17 protein-coding genes are annotated in these 15151 nt (G+C 57.1%); 15 read left to right on the top strand and 2 right to left on the bottom strand.

The window, feature by feature from the left end; genetic code table 11:
- Nucleotides 1-69 precede the first annotated feature (69 nt).
- The 12 genes from CLM58_RS11865 (at nt 70) to CLM58_RS11815 (ending at nt 10585) form a co-directional block, all read left to right on the top strand.
- Nucleotides 70-828 carry a DeoR/GlpR family DNA-binding transcription regulator gene (locus CLM58_RS11865; RefSeq protein ID WP_095596127.1) on the top strand — a complete coding sequence of 253 codons (759 nt, stop codon included), beginning with the start codon at nt 70-72 and terminating at the stop codon, nt 826-828.
- Between the two features lie 182 nt (nt 829-1010).
- Nucleotides 1011-1892 (top strand): PfkB family carbohydrate kinase, encoded by an 882-nt coding sequence (locus tag CLM58_RS11860; RefSeq protein WP_095596126.1) that lies wholly within the window; start codon nt 1011-1013, stop codon nt 1890-1892.
- Nucleotides 1892-2923: a tagatose 1,6-diphosphate aldolase gene (locus CLM58_RS11855; protein WP_095596125.1), complete on the top strand. Its 1032-nt coding sequence runs from the start codon at nt 1892-1894 to the stop codon at nt 2921-2923. The genes CLM58_RS11860 and CLM58_RS11855 overlap by 1 nt, the downstream gene beginning before the upstream one ends.
- Nucleotides 2920-4296: an L-fucose/L-arabinose isomerase family protein gene (locus tag CLM58_RS11850; protein ID WP_095596124.1), complete on the top strand. Its 1377-nt coding sequence runs from the start codon at nt 2920-2922 to the stop codon at nt 4294-4296. Before CLM58_RS11855 ends, CLM58_RS11850 begins: the two co-directional genes overlap by 4 nt.
- Nucleotide 4297: 1 nt before the next feature.
- The gene (locus CLM58_RS11845) at nt 4298-5386 is read left to right on the top strand and encodes a Gfo/Idh/MocA family protein (protein WP_095596123.1); all 1089 of its coding nucleotides are present in this window, start codon (nt 4298-4300) and stop codon (nt 5384-5386) included.
- A 17-nt stretch (nt 5387-5403) separates the two neighbouring features.
- The gene (locus CLM58_RS11840; protein WP_095596122.1) at nt 5404-6381 is read left to right on the top strand and encodes an aldose epimerase family protein; all 978 of its coding nucleotides are present in this window, start codon (nt 5404-5406) and stop codon (nt 6379-6381) included.
- Nucleotides 6378-7832, top strand: coding sequence for an NAD-dependent succinate-semialdehyde dehydrogenase (locus CLM58_RS11835; protein WP_095596121.1), 1455 nt, complete (start codon nt 6378-6380; stop codon nt 7830-7832). Before CLM58_RS11840 ends, CLM58_RS11835 begins: the two co-directional genes overlap by 4 nt.
- Complete coding sequence (locus CLM58_RS11830) at nt 7829-8746, top strand: hydroxyacid dehydrogenase (RefSeq protein ID WP_095596120.1); 918 nt, start codon at nt 7829-7831, stop codon at nt 8744-8746. Before CLM58_RS11835 ends, CLM58_RS11830 begins: the two co-directional genes overlap by 4 nt.
- Nucleotides 8747-8754: 8 nt before the next feature.
- Nucleotides 8755-9261: a sulfopyruvate decarboxylase subunit alpha gene (gene comD / locus CLM58_RS11825; protein WP_095596119.1), complete on the top strand. Its 507-nt coding sequence runs from the start codon at nt 8755-8757 to the stop codon at nt 9259-9261.
- Nucleotides 9258-9812: a sulfopyruvate decarboxylase subunit beta gene (gene comE / locus CLM58_RS11820; protein WP_095596118.1), complete on the top strand. Its 555-nt coding sequence runs from the start codon at nt 9258-9260 to the stop codon at nt 9810-9812. The genes comD and comE overlap by 4 nt, the downstream gene beginning before the upstream one ends.
- A gap of 236 nt (nt 9813-10048) precedes the next feature.
- Complete coding sequence (locus tag CLM58_RS17175) at nt 10049-10204, top strand: hypothetical protein (RefSeq protein ID WP_158221904.1); 156 nt, start codon at nt 10049-10051, stop codon at nt 10202-10204.
- Between the two features lie 51 nt (nt 10205-10255).
- Nucleotides 10256-10585: a TfoX/Sxy family DNA transformation protein gene (locus CLM58_RS11815; protein ID WP_095596117.1), complete on the top strand. Its 330-nt coding sequence runs from the start codon at nt 10256-10258 to the stop codon at nt 10583-10585.
- Here the strand turns inward: CLM58_RS11815 and CLM58_RS11810 are convergent.
- The gene (locus CLM58_RS11810; RefSeq protein WP_095596116.1) at nt 10582-11331 is read right to left on the bottom strand and encodes an SDR family NAD(P)-dependent oxidoreductase; all 750 of its coding nucleotides are present in this window, start codon (nt 11329-11331) and stop codon (nt 10582-10584) included. The genes CLM58_RS11815 and CLM58_RS11810 overlap by 4 nt on opposite strands.
- Nucleotides 11332-11443: 112 nt before the next feature.
- Complete coding sequence (ndk, locus tag CLM58_RS11805; protein ID WP_095596115.1) at nt 11444-11866, bottom strand: nucleoside-diphosphate kinase; 423 nt, start codon at nt 11864-11866, stop codon at nt 11444-11446.
- A gap of 111 nt (nt 11867-11977) precedes the next feature.
- Between ndk and CLM58_RS11800 the strand changes: the two genes are divergently transcribed.
- From CLM58_RS11800 to CLM58_RS11790, 3 genes are read left to right on the top strand one after another with little or no spacing between them, the layout of a single operon-like run.
- A complete protein-coding gene (locus CLM58_RS11800) occupies nt 11978-13825 on the top strand; it encodes an ABC-F family ATP-binding cassette domain-containing protein (RefSeq protein WP_095596114.1) in 1848 nt (615 codons plus the stop codon).
- Nucleotides 13826-13876: 51 nt separating this feature from the next.
- Nucleotides 13877-14500 carry a MarC family protein gene (locus CLM58_RS11795; protein ID WP_095596113.1) on the top strand — a complete coding sequence of 208 codons (624 nt, stop codon included), beginning with the start codon at nt 13877-13879 and terminating at the stop codon, nt 14498-14500.
- A 57-nt stretch (nt 14501-14557) separates the two neighbouring features.
- A complete protein-coding gene (locus tag CLM58_RS11790; protein WP_095596112.1) occupies nt 14558-15139 on the top strand; it encodes a retropepsin-like aspartic protease family protein in 582 nt (193 codons plus the stop codon).
- Nucleotides 15140-15151 lie beyond the last annotated feature (12 nt).

Below are 15151 nucleotides of genomic sequence, written 5' to 3'. Positions count from 1 at the left end.
ACGAAAAGGATTGATCCTTTACACCGACCACCAATTTTCGGTTATCTGTAAAAACGAAAGCGAGGGCGGATGAAATCTGAACAGAGACTCGAGAACATAATCAAGCTTCTGACCAAGTCGGGGCGCGCATCAGTTGAAGAACTTTCGGCAGACTTGGGGGTGACCCCACAGACCATCCGCCGCGATCTTGGAACGCTAGCTGAAGACAACCGTGTCGTTCGATTTCACGGAGGCGCATCCCTGTTAGCCGGGATCGAATACACAGGTTATGAAGCCCGCCAAAACATCGCCGAGGCACAGAAGACCAGGATCGGAGACGCCTGCGCGAAACTGATACCAGACAACGTTGCCGTGATGATAAACTCTGGTACGACCACCTCTGCTGTAGCACGGGCACTTGTCCACCACAAAGGGCTTCGTGTGGTTACGGATTCTGTAAAAATATCAGATGAAATCAAGGACTTTCCCGGCGTTGATCTAATGGTTCCGGGTGGACGTGTCCGACCGTCGGACGGTTCCATCGTGGGACATCAGGCGGTAGAATTCATTTCGCAATTCCGGCCCGACTTCGCGATCTTTGGGGTGGCAGCAATCTCTCATGACGGCGCTTTGCTGGACTATGATATAGCAGAGGTGTCGGTGGTCCGGGCAATGATGAAATACGCCAGAAACACTATCCTTTGCGCAGACAGTTCCAAGTTTCAGAAGATGGCTCCGATCCGTGTTGCTGACCTAGATGACATCAACGTCTTGGTCACAGACACGAGGTGCTCTGAAGTGCTGAGACAGCTGTGTCAAAACAAGAAAGTCAGAGTGGTAGAAGCGTGATTTCGCCCGATATAGTGATTTTCTAAATTGCTTTCGTTTGTAAGAAAGTTCGAATATTTCGAAAAAATTGGTGATCTGAACCTTGGAACCAATCAGGTGGTGGCGTTGAATGAACTCTACACCTCAACTGATGAGTCGTCCGTGAAACCGCCAAGTATTGCCTCAAAATGGAAGTTTAAAGCATGACACGAGTGCTTTTGGTTGGCATGGCCGTTGCGGATTACGTCTTTTACCTAAAAGACTTTCCAACCGAGGCCACGAAATATCGCGCGGATGACGCAAAGGTCATTGGCGGTGGCTGCGCGGCAAACGCCGCTGTCGCCATCGCGCGGCTTGGGGGAACACCCTTGCTGTCGGCGCGTCTTGGCTCTGACGCGGTCGGTGAATCGATCCTGTCCGAACTGCGTGACGAAGGCGTGGACGTCGATCTATGCGATCGGTCGGGCAGCATTTCGGCATATTCTTCCATTCTAATCGACGCTGCGGGCGAACGTCAGATCGTAAACTTCCGTGGTCGCGATCTTGTTGAGACCACCGATCACTTCGACAGTACCCAAGACATCTCGGCCGTTCTGGCCGACACGCGTTGGACCAAAGGCGCAGTGACCGCGATGGAACTGGCCAAGAAGAGAAACGTACCCGGCATTCTGGATATCGAGGCGTCGGACGAACCGGATTCACTGTATCCAGCCAGCCACCTTGCGTTCTCTTTGCAGGGGTTAGAATCCTTTGTGCCGGACAAAACACCAGCGGAAGCGATTGCAGCTGCTCATGAAGAATTCGGCGGCTGGGTATGTGTGACCATGGGCGCGCAGGGCCTCCTTTTTCACAGTGACGAAGGGACAGGACACGTCCCAAGCCTTCCTGTCGAAGCTGTCGATACCCTTGGCGCGGGTGACTGTTGGCACGGCGCTTTCGCGTTGGCGCTTGGGGAAGGCATGAACGAATTAGAAGCGGCGAAATTTAGCAACGCTGTCGCCGCGCTCAAATGCACGCGGCGCGGAGGCCCAAAAGGCGCCCCCACCCGTGCAGAAACCGAACAATTCTTAAGAGAGAGGGCCTGATGCAACTGTCGCCTGGAAAACTGTGGGGCTTGCGCCGGATGGCGGATGCCAAAGGGAAATTCAAGATGACCGCAGTTGACCAGCGGCCACCGATCAAGAACCCGATCGCAAAACATCTTGGTGTCGACACTGCCCCATGGGATCAGGTTGCCCGGTTCAAACGAATGTTGGTTGAGACGTTGCAGGAACAGTCGTCAGCAATGCTTCTTGACCCGGCTTACGCGATTCCACATGCGATCGACACCTACTCGCCCACAAAGGGTTTGATTGTAACGCTGGAAGACTCTCTGTTCACCGAAACCGACGGGGGCCGCCTTTCCTCGGATATAGACGATTGGTCTGTGGCGAAGATCAAGCGGATGGGCGGCGACGCGGTGAAAGTATTGGCGTGGTATCGCCCGGACGCGGACCCGGCCGTGTGTCAGGCGCAGCAAGACTATGTCAAACGCATCGGCGAGGAGTGTGTGCACTACGACATCCCCTTCCTGTTCGAACTGCTGGTCTATCCGCTTGCCAAGGACGCGCATCAGACCAAGGACTATGTCGAGATGCAGGGCAAGAAGGCCGACGATGTGCTGGGCTCGGTCGAAGAATTCTCCAAACCGGACTACGGCATCGACGTATTCAAACTGGAAAGTCCCGTAAACGCCGCAGACGCGGATGGGTCGGCCAGCGTTCAGGGAACCTTTGACGAAATGGGCCGCCTTGCAGGACGCCCTTGGGTGATGCTGTCAGCCGGTGCTGGCAAAGCAGAGTTCAAGAAGGTTCTTGAACACGCCTTTACTGCAGGCGCCTCTGGCTTTTTGGCTGGACGCGCGATCTGGCTGGATGCGTTCAATCATTACCCTGATTGGGACAAGATTGAACGTGATCTGCGCACCGGTGCATCGGATTACATGAACGAAATCTCTGCCCTTGCTGACGACAAGGCTGCGCCTTGGTTCGAACATCCATGCTTTGGAGGAAGCGGCGCACGCTTTACCCCGGCTGACGAAACATTCAGACACGAATACGCAGGATTTAACGCATGAAGCTAGGCATCCTGCCACTTGGGCGTCCGACATTTGACGTCCCATTCGCCGAAAAAAACCTTTCGGCAATGCTGACAGCGCTGGAGGCGGCTGGCGCAAAGGTTTTGGGGCCTCGAACCCTTTTGTTCGATGCAGAAGCCACCGAAGCCGCAATCGCCGACCTGAAGAGGCAAGAAATCGACTTCTTGCTGCTACTACAGGTAACGTTCACGGATGCCTCGCTGACCGTTGCTGCCGCGAATGCCTTTGATCTGCCAATGGCCATATGGGCCATTCCGGAACCTCGGATCGGAGGGCGGCTGAGGCTCAACTCTTTCTGTGGGCTAAACCTTGCCAGCCACGCTTTGGGGCTGAGCGGACGGAAGTTTTCGTGGCTTTACGCCGATCCAGCAGACGACATTGCGGGAGAACTGGCAGACCTGCTGTCTGGCAAGCGCGTGGTTGGACAGTTGGAGGGAACGATCGCTGCAACCACCTCTGAGGCGGCAGAAGAGGTCGTTAGGAAGACAGCCGGGAAACGGATCGCGCGCTTGGGCGAGCATCCGGTCGGGTTTGATACCTGTGCTTATGACAAGGCAAACCTGAAAGCCCTGGCGGGTGTCGAGGTGGAGGAGTTAAACCTCGACACCCTTTTTGACGCGGGCAAAATCGCGGATGCGGATGACGTCGAAGAACTGCGCCGGACCGTGGATGCTGAAGGGCTGGAAGATGTCGACCAGACAGAGTTGGACCGCTCCCTTCGCCTGAAAATCGCATTGGACGGCATTCGCAAAGATGGTCGTTTCGACGCCTTCGCCATCCGATGCTGGCCGGAAACCTTTACCGAGTACGGCGGCGCTGTCTGCGGCCCTGTTTCCTTGATGGGTGAAGCCCGGGTTCCCTGCGCCTGCGAGGCAGACGTCTATGGCGCGCTCACCCAACTTGTTCTGCAAGAGGCAAGCGGGGAAGCCGTGTTTCTGACCGACCTCGTCGACATAGACACAAGCGACGACACCAGTGTTGTCTGGCATTGCGGCCAAGCCCCCCTGTCGATGCTGGCTGAGGGCGAAAAGCCGCTCGCAACGATCCATACCAATCGCAAAATGCCACTGCTCTACGAGTTTCCGTTGAAACCCGGGCGGGTCACTTTCATGCGGATCAGTCAAGCTCATGGGAAGCCAAAAATGATCCTGGCAGGCGGGGATATGCTGGACCGACCAAAGTCCTTTACCGGAACCTCGGGTGTTGTCCGTTTTGACACCTCTGCCGACCAAGTGCTGACGCGCGTGATGGATAGCGGCCTCGAACACCATATGGCGCTTGCCTATGGAGAGCACAGGCCTCTGTTAAAAGAAGTCGCGGCAGCCATGGGTCTGCCAGTGCTGGAGCTTTGAAATGGTAAGATACGGCATCATTGGCTCTGGTATGATGGGCCAAGAACACATCCGAAATATTTCCCTTCTTGGCGACTGCGAGGTTGCGGCGATCTCTGATCCAAACGATGGAATGCGAGATCTTTCGGTCAAAACCGCGGGTGGTCGCGCCAAGGCTTTTTCAGACTACAAAGACATGTTGTCGTCCGGCCTTTGTGACGCGCTGCTGATTGCAGCCCCGAATGATATGCACCATGAAATTTTGCTGGATGTACTGGACACCAACCTGCCCATCCTTGTCGAAAAACCTCTTTGCACGACGTCCCAGCATTGCCGCGATATTATGGCTCGATCCGAAAGCCGACAGGCTCCGGTTTGGGTGGCGATGGAGTATCGATACATGCCGCCGGTCCAGCGTCTATTGAAGGAATTGGCCGACGGCACCGTGGGCACGCCGCGCATGATGTCAATCCGCGAACACCGTTTCCCCTTCCTTGAAAAGGTAGGGGACTGGAACCGGATGAACGCCCGAACTGGTGGAACACTCGTCGAGAAATGCTGCCACTTCTGGGACCTCATGCGTCTTACCCTGCAAAGCGACCCGGTTCGGGTCTATGCCTCTGCCGGTGTCGATGTGAACCATCTGGACGAGAGTTATGACGGCAAGACGCCCGACATACTGGACAACGCCTATGTGGTCGTTGATTTCGAAAGCGGTGCGCGAGGGATGTTGGACCTGTGCATGTTTGCCGAAGGCTCTTATTGGCAGGAAGTTGTGTCTGTCACCGGTGAGAAGGCTCGCATCGACGCCAAGGTCCCCGGCCCTGCCCGCTTCAGTGTGGATGGTAAGGAACGCGCTGCCGAGATTGAGATTTCAGAGCGTGCTTCCAAGACGGTTACTGTCGAAGAAGTCGAAGTTGACGAGACTGTCCTTGCCGCAGGTGACCACCACGGTTCGACCTTTTATCAGCATAAAAGGTTCCGTGATCTTGTGGTCAGCGGCCAAGGTAAGCCCGAGGTATCTCTTCTGGACGGTCTTTGGTCAGTAATTGTCGGCGAGGCCGCCGAAGAAAGCGCACGCACCGGTCAATCGATCGAGCTAAAGTTGTGATCGAACCCTTTGGCATAATGCCGGACGGCCAGACCATTGATCGCGTAACACTTCAGGGCGGCGGCCTCACGGCTTCGGTCATTACCTACGGAGCGGTCTTGCAAGACCTTCGTTTGGATGGGCACGATGCACCGTTGGTTCTGGGCTTTCCAGAATTCGCCCCATACCTGATCCACTCCCCCCATTTCGGCGCTACCGCCGGACGCTATGCAAACCGCATTCGCGATGGGCATCTGGAACTGGATGGCACGACATACCAACTGGATCGGAATTTTCTGGGTAAGCACCACCTGCATGGCGGATCCAAGGGGACGGGCAAACAGGTTTGGAAGTTTCAAGACCATTCTGCCTCGCACGCCACACTAAGGCTTGATCTGCCTGACGGACACATGGGGTTTCCCGGCGACCTGACGGTGGAAGTCACCTTTGCACTAGAGACTGACGGTGTTCTGGATATTCGGATCATCGCGACGACCGATGCGCCCACGTTGTGCAACTTTGCCCATCACAGCTATTTCACACTGGATAGTGAAGCGTCGGCGTCAGAGCACTTGCTGACCGTCGCGGCAGATCACTATCTGCCTGTCGACGCAGAGCTAATACCGACGGGCGAAATACGTCCGGTTGAAGGAACGCCATTTGATTTCACGACGCCTGCACCAATCGTGCAGGCCTTCCCCATCGACCACAATTTCTGCCTGTCGAACTCCCGAACAGAGCTGCGTACAGTCGCGACCCTGCAAAGCCTTGCCTCTGGTGTCACGATGGAGTGTCGAACCACGGAACCGGGGCTTCAGATCTATGACGGTGCCAAGATCAACATCCCCCTGATCGGCCTGCATGGCCAGCCCATGAGCGCCTGCGCCGGTATCGCGATGGAGCCTCAGGTCTGGCCGGATGCCAACCACCATGATGGTTTTCCCTTAGCCGTTCTTCGACCGGGCGAAACCTATGAACAGCATACCCAATACGTATTCTCGAGGACGACAACATGACTGATTTCGACAACCTACTGATGCAGTCGAACCTGATCGGAGGCGAATGGACCGGGGCCGACAGCGGCGGCACAATTGACGTCACCAACCCCGCGACAAGCGACGTGATCGGCACTATCCCCAACTGTGGTTCCGCCGAGACCGAACGTGCCATCACTGCCGCGCAAGAGGCTTTTATCTCTTGGTCACACAGCGATCTGCTGTTCCGCGTGGGATTACTGCACAAGCTCCACGATGCCCTGATGGACAATCAGGAAACGCTGGCCCAGTTACTGACAGCTGAACAAGGCAAACCCATCTTTGAAGCGCGCGGAGAAATCGCCATCGGCGCGGCCTATATCCGCTGGTTTGCGGAAGAAATCCGCCGTGCGAAGGGGGAAATCGTCCCATCTCCGACCGCTGACCGCAAACTTCTTGTGACGCGCCATCCCGTCGGAGTTGTCGGCGCGATTACGCCTTGGAACTTCCCATCTTCAATGCTGGCCCGAAAGCTGGGCCCTGCTCTGGCCGCAGGTTGCACCGTTGTCGCGAAACCCGCGACCGCGACACCTTACTCTGGTCTAGTCTGGGGCAAACTGGCAGAAGATGTGGGCTTTCCTGCGGGTGTCTTGAATATCGTCACCGGATCATCCCGCCAGATCGGTGGGGCCATCATGGACAGCCCGATCGTGCGGAAGGTGACCTTCACCGGCTCGACCGAGGTGGGTAAAACCCTGATCCGGCAATCGGCAGATACGGTCAAGAAAGTCTCGATGGAACTGGGCGGGAATGCCCCATTTATTGTCTTCGACGATGCCGATCTGGATGCGGCGATTGATGGCGCGATGATCGCAAAGTACCGCAACATGGGACAGACCTGCGTTTGCACGAACCGGTTTTACGTTCAGGCCGGAATTCACGATGCCTTTGTCGCGCGCTTGAAAGAAGCCACCGCCGGTTTGCTGGTCGGCAACGGTGTGGAAGATGGTGTCCAGCAAGGCCCGATGATCGACCAAGCAGCCGTGGCCAAGGTAGAAGAGATGATCGCGGACGCGGTCTCTAAAGGCGGTGAGGTCGTTCAAGGAGGGCGCCGCCACGCCAATGGCGGAACATTCTTTGAGCCGACCGTGATTCAGAACGCCTCTGCCGACATGCAGTTTGCAACGGATGAGATTTTCGGCCCGCTATCTGCCGTGTTCAAGTTTGACACTGAAGAAGAAGCCATTGCCGCCGCCAATGCCACGGAATTCGGTCTGGCCGCCTATGCCTACACCCAAGATCTGGGCCGCGCTTTCCGCCTGAACGAGGGCTTGGAATATGGCCTTATCGGCATCAACTCTGGCTTGATTACCACTGTCGAAGCCCCCTTCGGTGGCCTGAAGGAAAGCGGCATGGGCAAGGAAGGCGGCAGCCAAGGCCTGGATGACTATTTAGAGACCAAATACACCTGCGTGGCGGGGCTTGGCATATGATCCTGATCACAGAATTCATGGATGGGGCCTCGGTTGAAAAACTGAAAGCCACGTACCCGACCACCTATGATCCGGACCTTGCTGACAGACAGTCTGATATTCCAACGATGATGACCGGAATACAGGCGTTGATCGTGCGAAACCGGACCAAGGTCACCGAAGACTTGCTGAACGCCGCGCCAGATCTGAAGGTTGTCGGGCGGCTTGGCGTCGGGTTGGACAACATTGACCTCGACGCCTGTCGCGCACGGGGGATTGAGGTCATCCCTGCGACGGGTGCAAACACCTTGTCAGTCGCCGAATATGTCATCACCAACGCGCTGATACTGCTGCGCAACGCTTATCAGGCCGGGGATCGGATGATGGCCGGGGAATGGCCCAGAACAGACTGTTCAGGACGCGAAGTGTTCGGGCGCGTCATAGGGTTCATTGGCTTTGGTGCCATCGCGCAGGAAACCGCCCGGTTGGCGCGTGCGCTTGGTATGGAGGTCATTGCCTACGATCCAATGCTTCCAGCCGACAGCCCTGTATGGGACGGCGCCACCTCCCTGCCCCTCGAGAACGTCCTGAAGACCGCAGACGTGATCAGCCTGCACGTCCCGCTAACCCCGGACACCCGCCATATCATCAACGCCGAGCGCCTTGCCCAAATGCGCTCCGACGCCGTTGTGATCAATGCCGCGCGCGGAGGCGTCGTGAACGACGCGGCCCTCGCCACCGCGTTGGCAGAGGGTCAAATCGCAGGCGCGGCATTGGACGTATTCGAAACCGAACCCCTTACTCAAGAGGCTGCCCAGATCTTTGATGGCCTGCAAAATCTCATTCTGACACCACACATCGCTGGCGTCACACAAGACAGCAACATCAGGGTCAGCGCGATGATCGCGGATCACGTGCTGGACCGGCTTTCATAGGAGGATTCATGGCCAAAGACATCGACAGACGGATCATCGGCGATTTCGTCGATAACGGGGTGGATTTTGTCACCTCGGTTCCGTGCAAACAGCTTGCGGGCGTGATCGAGGTTCTTGATCAGACCCCAGCAATTAAACATGTACCGTCCAACAAGGAAGACGAAGGCATGGGCCTGTGCGCGGGTGCCTATCTTGGCGGTGGACGCCCGGCGATCTTCATGCAGAACACGGCGCTTGGTGTTGTGGTGAACACGCTGGCGACACTGATCCAGTTCTACCAGATCCCCCTACCCATGCTGATCAGCTACCGTGGTGAAGTCGGAGAACCCGTCGCCTGTCAGGTCGAGATGGCCCTGCACACCAAGGCGATCCTGAACCAGCTTCACATCCCGACCTATCACTTCCACCGACCCGAAGATGTCGAGGAACTGCCTGGGATCCTGAACCACGCGCAGATGTGTAGCAAACCTGTCGCCATCCTGACTGACGCCACATTCTGGAGGACCGCAACATGATACGTCACGACCTTCTGAAAACACTGATCCCGGTGATCTCTGACCAGCTTGTCGTCTGCAACATTGGTGCGCCAAGCCAGGAACTGCATGCGCTGGACGACCAGCCCACCAATTTCTACATGCTCGGAACAATGGGACTGGCCAGCTCAATCGGGTTCGGACTGGCCCTAGCGCAGAACAAACCGGTGATTTCCATCGACGGAGATGGATCGGTCCTGACAAATCTGGCGACGCTCTCAACGATCGGGAACAACCCGCAAGACAACTACATCCTGCTGATCGTGGACAATGGCTCTTACGGATCAACTGGGGATCAACCGACCTATGCAGGCGGCAAAACCTCTTTGGCGGCTGTGGCCAGCGCTTGCGGTTGCGAGAACGTTGTTGAGGTCTCTGACGAAGAAACGCCAGAGGCACTGAAGGCCGCTTTGGCATCGAAGAAAATGACCGTCATCGTATCAAAATGCGACAGCGGCAACGTACAGGTGCCCGTGATCAAAACGAACCCGATCACCATTCGTGATCGCTTCATGGACGCGGTTCAGTCTTAAGAACGAATCGCAATGCCATGGTTGAAAACAAGGAACTGGCCGCTGTAACAGACACATTGGCCAGTTCGGATAGAGCCCCCCACCTTTGTACGAAAACCTATCCGAATGTCCCAAGAACCTTACGTTTGGGTCACGAAATTATATCAATGCCCCGGGAAGAATGATCAGCCAAGCATCAGGAATATAACGATTTCATGATAATTTACTCGTACGTCAATCATGGCAGGAGTGAAAAAATGCACACTGATCAAAAGACCCCCGAGTTGCCCAATCAGGCATCTAATAATTCGATTACTAACCCGTCCCATATGGATGCCAGCCGTCAGCGTGATCGCCGTGAGGTAGACACGCCAAAATGCCCCAGCCGCTTTCAGGACTGGGCCAGCTTCTAGGGTTTCAATTTAGGCAGCGGGGGCTATCCTGCGGGCTGAAAGGACCCGCACGTGGCGAACCCTGTGTCTTCAATCCGAAATCTTGGCCCCGCTATGGAAGAGGCCTTCCGCAAGGTTGGCATCTCCACGGCAGAGCAATTGCGAGAGATCGGTACAGACGCGGCCTATCGCAAACTTCTAGAAAACGGGCACCGCCCCCATTTCATCGGTTACTACGTGATCGAGATGGGCCTTCAGGGCCGTCCGTGGAACGACTGCAAAGGCAAGGAAAAGGACGCACTGCGCGTCCGCTTCGACAAAATCAAATCAACGTCGCAGCCTAAAGCCTTTTCAGCATTGGAAAAAACACTGGATGAGATCGGTGTGGTCAAGTGCCCTTAGGCGCGCAGCGCTGGTAGACCGACCCCGGTCGACTCGAACCCGCCATCCACGGCGATAACCTGACCCGTGACATAGCTGGCTTTTTCCGAGCACAGGAACGCGATCACATTCGCAATCTCTTGTTCGGAGCCGTACCGGTTCAGGGGGATCGCATCGTGATACGCATCGATGATCTCTTGCGAGTGGACAGCCATCGCCAGTTTTGTCCGGACCGGCCCTGGGCAAACACAATTGGCCCGAACATTGAACTCTCCCAGTTCCGCCGCCTGCTGCTTCGTCAGCTGGATCACCGCCGCCTTGGACGTGCCATAGGCCACCCTCAGGGTCGAGGCGCGCAGCCCCGAGATGCTGGCGATATTCACAATGGCCCCACCGCTTTCCCTCAAAGCCGGAGCCGCCGCCTGGCTGCAAAGAAAGACACCGTCCAGATTGGTTTCCATCACGGTGCGCCAACGATCGAAATTAGTCTCTTCAATCGGGCCAAAGTCGGCGACGCCTGCGTTGTTCACCAACCCATCGATCCGGCCCGTCCATTCCAGAACCGATGAAATCATACGATCAATTTGATCTGAATCGGAAACATCGCACAGGAAGGTGCGGGCGTTTTCCCCCAATACAGCCGCATCGGTTTCCAAAGCTTCCGCGTCGCGGTCAACCAGAGCGACCTTCCATCCATCGGCAAGCAGCTGGCGCGCAGTGGCCAATCCAATTCCTCTGGCGGCTCCGGTGACGATTGCACATTTCATAGCGACTTCCCTTTTTCGTTTCGGTGAACGCTAAGCCGGAAGACACTGACTGTGAAGCATAAAAAAACCCGGGCGCGACGGCCCGGGTTTCCGAAATTAGTATGGCCTAGGTTTAGCCAACCAGCTCGAGGCCCGAGAAGAAGTACGCGATCTCAACGGCCGCGGTTTCTTCTGCGTCCGAACCGTGGACAGAGTTTTCGCCGATCGACAGCGCGAACTCTTTACGGATGGTGCCTTCAGCAGCTTCTGCCGGGTTGGTGGCGCCCATGACTTCACGGTTTTTCGCGATGGCGTCTTCACCTTCCAGAACCTGAACGACGATCGGCTCGGATGCCATGAACTCGCACAGTTCGTCGTAGAAGGGGCGCTCTGCGTGCACAGCGTAGAAAACGCCAGCTTGCGCTTTGGTCAGGTGGATGCGCTTTTGCGCGATGATGCGCAGGCCAGCAGCTTCCAGCTTGGCGTTGATGGCGCCGGTCAGGTTACGCTTGGTTGCGTCGGGTTTAACGATCGAGAAGGTGCGTTGAATAGCCATGTCTAAGCCTCCTAAGGCACGGAAGTTGGAAATTGGCGCCCCACTAACATGGGATGACTGACTTGAAAAGCGGTGATTGACGCCGCCTGCGCCCTGCGGCACACGGGCGTTATGCTTAAGATCAGCGACATCACTTACTCTATCGAAGGCCGCCCCCTGTTCGAAGGGGCCAGCGCCACCATTCCTACGGGCCATAAGGTGGGTCTGGTTGGCCGGAACGGGGCGGGTAAAACCACCCTCTTCCGACTGATCCGCCAAGAGCTGTCGCTGGAAGGCGGTCAGATCTCTCTGCCTGCCCGCGCCCGCATCGGTGGTGTCGCCCAAGAGGTCCCCTCGTCCGAGACGTCTTTGCTGGATACGGTTCTGGCGGCCGACACCGAACGCGCCGAATTGATGGCAGAGGCCGAAACGGCAAGTGACCCCGGCAGGATCGCTGAAATTCAGACGCGGCTTGCCGATATTGACGCATGGTCGGCAGAGGGCCGGGCGTCGTCAATTCTGCGCGGTCTCGGGTTTGATGCCGACGAGCAGAAGATGCCCTGCTCTGCCTTTTCGGGCGGATGGCGGATGCGCGTCGCGCTTGCAGCTGTTCTGTTCTCTCAGCCCGACCTGTTGCTGCTTGACGAACCGACCAACTATCTGGACCTCGAAGGCGCGCTATGGCTGGAAAGCTATCTGGCGAAGTATCCTCACACTGTCCTGATCATCAGCCACGACCGCGGCCTGCTGAACCGCGCTGTCGGTGCGATCCTGCATCTGGACAATCGCAAGCTGACACTGTGGCAAGGTCCTTATGACCAGTTCGCCCGCCAACGGGCCGAACAGCGCGCTGTGCAGGCCGCCCAAGCCAAGAAACAAGAGGCGCGCCGCGCTCATCTGCAAAGTTTTGTCGACCGGTTCAAGGCCAAGGCGACCAAGGCGAAACAGGCCCAAAGCCGCGTGAAGATGCTGGAAAAGATGCAGCCCATCACGGCCCCGGAAGAGGCTGCGCGTGTTGTATTCACCTTCCCCGAACCCGAAGAGCTATCACCGCCCATCGTTGCGACCGAAAGCGCTTCGGTCGGGTATGGTGACACTGTTGTTCTGTCTCGCCTGAACCTGCGGATCGATCAGGACGACCGGATCGCGCTGCTTGGCAAGAACGGTCAGGGCAAGTCGACCCTATCGAAGCTGCTGTCAGACAGGCTTTCCCCGATGGGCGGACGCGTCACAAAAGCCTCAAAACTGCGGATCGGCTATTTCGCGCAGCATCAGGTGGATGAGTTGCATGTCGACGAAACCCCCTTGCAGCACATCCAGCGGGAACGACCCGACGTGCACCAATCGAAGCTGCGCGCCAAACTTGCTGGGTTCGGCCTTGGCCCGGATCAGGCGGACACCGTGGTCGGACGTCTGTCTGGTGGTCAGAAGGCACGTCTGTCGCTGTTGCTGGCCACACTTGATGCACCGCACATGCTGATCCTCGACGAGCCCACCAACCACCTTGATATCGAAAGCCGCGAGGCGCTGGTCGAGGCGTTGACGGCCTATAGCGGCGCGGTGATCCTGGTCAGCCACGATATGCACCTGCTGTCGATGGTCGCCGACCGGCTTTGGCTGGTAAGGGACGGGCGCGTTACGCCCTATGACGACGACCTTGAATCCTATCGCAAGCTGCTGCTGACCTCGGACAAACCCGCCGAGAAGACCACCCCGACCGCCAAGCCGAAACGCGCGTCGCGTGATGATATCCTTGCGCTGCGGTCCGAGGTCCGGAAATGCGAGGCTCGCGTCGAAAAGCTGACCGAGATGAAGGAAAAGCTGGATGGTATTCTGGCCGACCCCACTCTGTACGAACCCGGCAAGGGTGACGAGGTCGCCAAATGGCGGAAGAAGCATGCCGAGGTGATGGATGGCCTTGACCGGGCCGAAGCCTTATGGATGGACGCTCTCGAAAAGCTGGAAACGGCCGAGGCATAAGCTCTTGGCAAACCCCGGCGACCGTGATTCAACTGGCAGCAGGAGGCGGAAATGGACCCGACATTCTATCTGACCGTTTTTGCAACGCTCTTCGTGATCATTGATCCGATTGGGCTGACCCCGATTTTCGTCGCATTGACACAAGGCCAACCCGCCGCGCAGCGTCGGGCTGTTGCCCTGCGTTCGCTGTTTATCGCCGCGTTTGTGCTGACCCTGTTCGCCTTGCTCGGCGAGGCTGTACTGGGCTTCGTCGGCATCTCGATGGCGGCCTTCCGGATTTCAGGCGGATTGCTTTTGTTCCTGACCGCTCTGGAAATGCTCTTTGAGCGCCGCACCAAGCGCCGTGAAGATCAGGCAGAGGAAGAACCTCATCCCGATCCCTCTGTCTTCCCATTGGCCACGCCGCTGATTGCAGGCCCCGGCTCTATCGCAACGATGATCCTGCTGACGGGTGAATCTTCGGGCGACTGGGGTCAGATCGCCGTGGTTATCCTGATCATGCTGGGCGTGTTGGCCATGACGATGCTGTTCTTCCTGACCTCGGGTCTGCTGGAACGCGCCTTGGGTCGCACCGGGATCAACGTGGTCACACGCTTGCTGGGGATGCTGCTGGCGGCCCTGTCGGTTCAGTTCGTTTTGGACGGATTGCGCGATTTTGGCCTTGTTCCGGTCTGAGACCTGCAAACCTTCGCGATGATGCCTACATAAAGAGCACCACTTGAAGGAGCCCCAATGTCCGAAAATGAAATCGGTCGCCTGATTTACCTTGTCGTGCTTCTGATCGCCATCGGAGGCAGCTTTCTGCTGTCGTCGCGCCAGAACCTTGGCAAGACGATGCAGCAGCTATCGATCTGGGGGATGATCTTCCTTGGCTTCATCGCCGGTTACGGACTTTGGAGTGACATCCGCAGTGACCTATCCCCCCGGCAGTCCGTGTTCGAAGACAGCGGTCGGATCGAGGTGCCCCGGTCCTTCGACGGCCATTACTACCTGACGGTCACTATCAACGATACCGAGGTCGATTTCGTCGTCGACACCGGCGCGACCAGTATCGTTCTAAGCCGGGCCGACGCCCGAAAGGCCGGGTTCAGCGAAAACGATCTTCGGTTCACCGGTCAGGCAAGCACGGCAAATGGGATGGTCCGCACGGCCCCTGTCCGGCTGGATACGATTGCCATCGGCCCGATCGTGGATCGCAATGTCCGTGCATGGGTGAACGAAGGCGATTTGGACACATCGCTTCTGGGCATGGCCTATTTGCAGCGGTTCGACACGGTGACCTTCAACAACGGCACCCTAATCCTGCAAAGATAATCTGGACCGAGA

The sequence above is a fragment of the Actibacterium pelagium genome (assembly GCF_002285415.1).
GTDB lineage: Bacteria > Pseudomonadota > Alphaproteobacteria > Rhodobacterales > Rhodobacteraceae > Actibacterium_B > Actibacterium_B pelagium.
Note: the sequence above shows the minus strand (reverse complement) of the source record. Positions and strands in the feature narration are given on the sequence as shown.

Coding starts and splice junctions, on each gene's coding strand:
- CLM58_RS11865 (WP_095596127.1), top strand. CDS start 70: ATGAAATCTGAACAGAGACTCGAGAACATAATCAAGCTTCTGACCAAG.
- CLM58_RS11860 (WP_095596126.1), top strand. CDS start 1,011: ATGACACGAGTGCTTTTGGTTGGCATGGCCGTTGCGGATTACGTCTTT.
- CLM58_RS11855 (WP_095596125.1), top strand. CDS start 1,892: ATGCAACTGTCGCCTGGAAAACTGTGGGGCTTGCGCCGGATGGCGGAT.
- CLM58_RS11850 (WP_095596124.1), top strand. CDS start 2,920: ATGAAGCTAGGCATCCTGCCACTTGGGCGTCCGACATTTGACGTCCCA.
- CLM58_RS11845 (WP_095596123.1), top strand. CDS start 4,298: ATGGTAAGATACGGCATCATTGGCTCTGGTATGATGGGCCAAGAACAC.
- CLM58_RS11840 (WP_095596122.1), top strand. CDS start 5,404: ATGCCGGACGGCCAGACCATTGATCGCGTAACACTTCAGGGCGGCGGC.
- CLM58_RS11835 (WP_095596121.1), top strand. CDS start 6,378: ATGACTGATTTCGACAACCTACTGATGCAGTCGAACCTGATCGGAGGC.
- CLM58_RS11830 (WP_095596120.1), top strand. CDS start 7,829: ATGATCCTGATCACAGAATTCATGGATGGGGCCTCGGTTGAAAAACTG.
- comD (WP_095596119.1), top strand. CDS start 8,755: ATGGCCAAAGACATCGACAGACGGATCATCGGCGATTTCGTCGATAAC.
- comE (WP_095596118.1), top strand. CDS start 9,258: ATGATACGTCACGACCTTCTGAAAACACTGATCCCGGTGATCTCTGAC.
- CLM58_RS17175 (WP_158221904.1), top strand. CDS start 10,049: ATGCACACTGATCAAAAGACCCCCGAGTTGCCCAATCAGGCATCTAAT.
- CLM58_RS11810 (WP_095596116.1), bottom strand. CDS start 11,331: ATGAAATGTGCAATCGTCACCGGAGCCGCCAGAGGAATTGGATTGGCC.
- ndk (WP_095596115.1), bottom strand. CDS start 11,866: ATGGCTATTCAACGCACCTTCTCGATCGTTAAACCCGACGCAACCAAG.
- CLM58_RS11800 (WP_095596114.1), top strand. CDS start 11,978: ATGCTTAAGATCAGCGACATCACTTACTCTATCGAAGGCCGCCCCCTG.
- CLM58_RS11795 (WP_095596113.1), top strand. CDS start 13,877: ATGGACCCGACATTCTATCTGACCGTTTTTGCAACGCTCTTCGTGATC.
- CLM58_RS11790 (WP_095596112.1), top strand. CDS start 14,558: ATGTCCGAAAATGAAATCGGTCGCCTGATTTACCTTGTCGTGCTTCTG.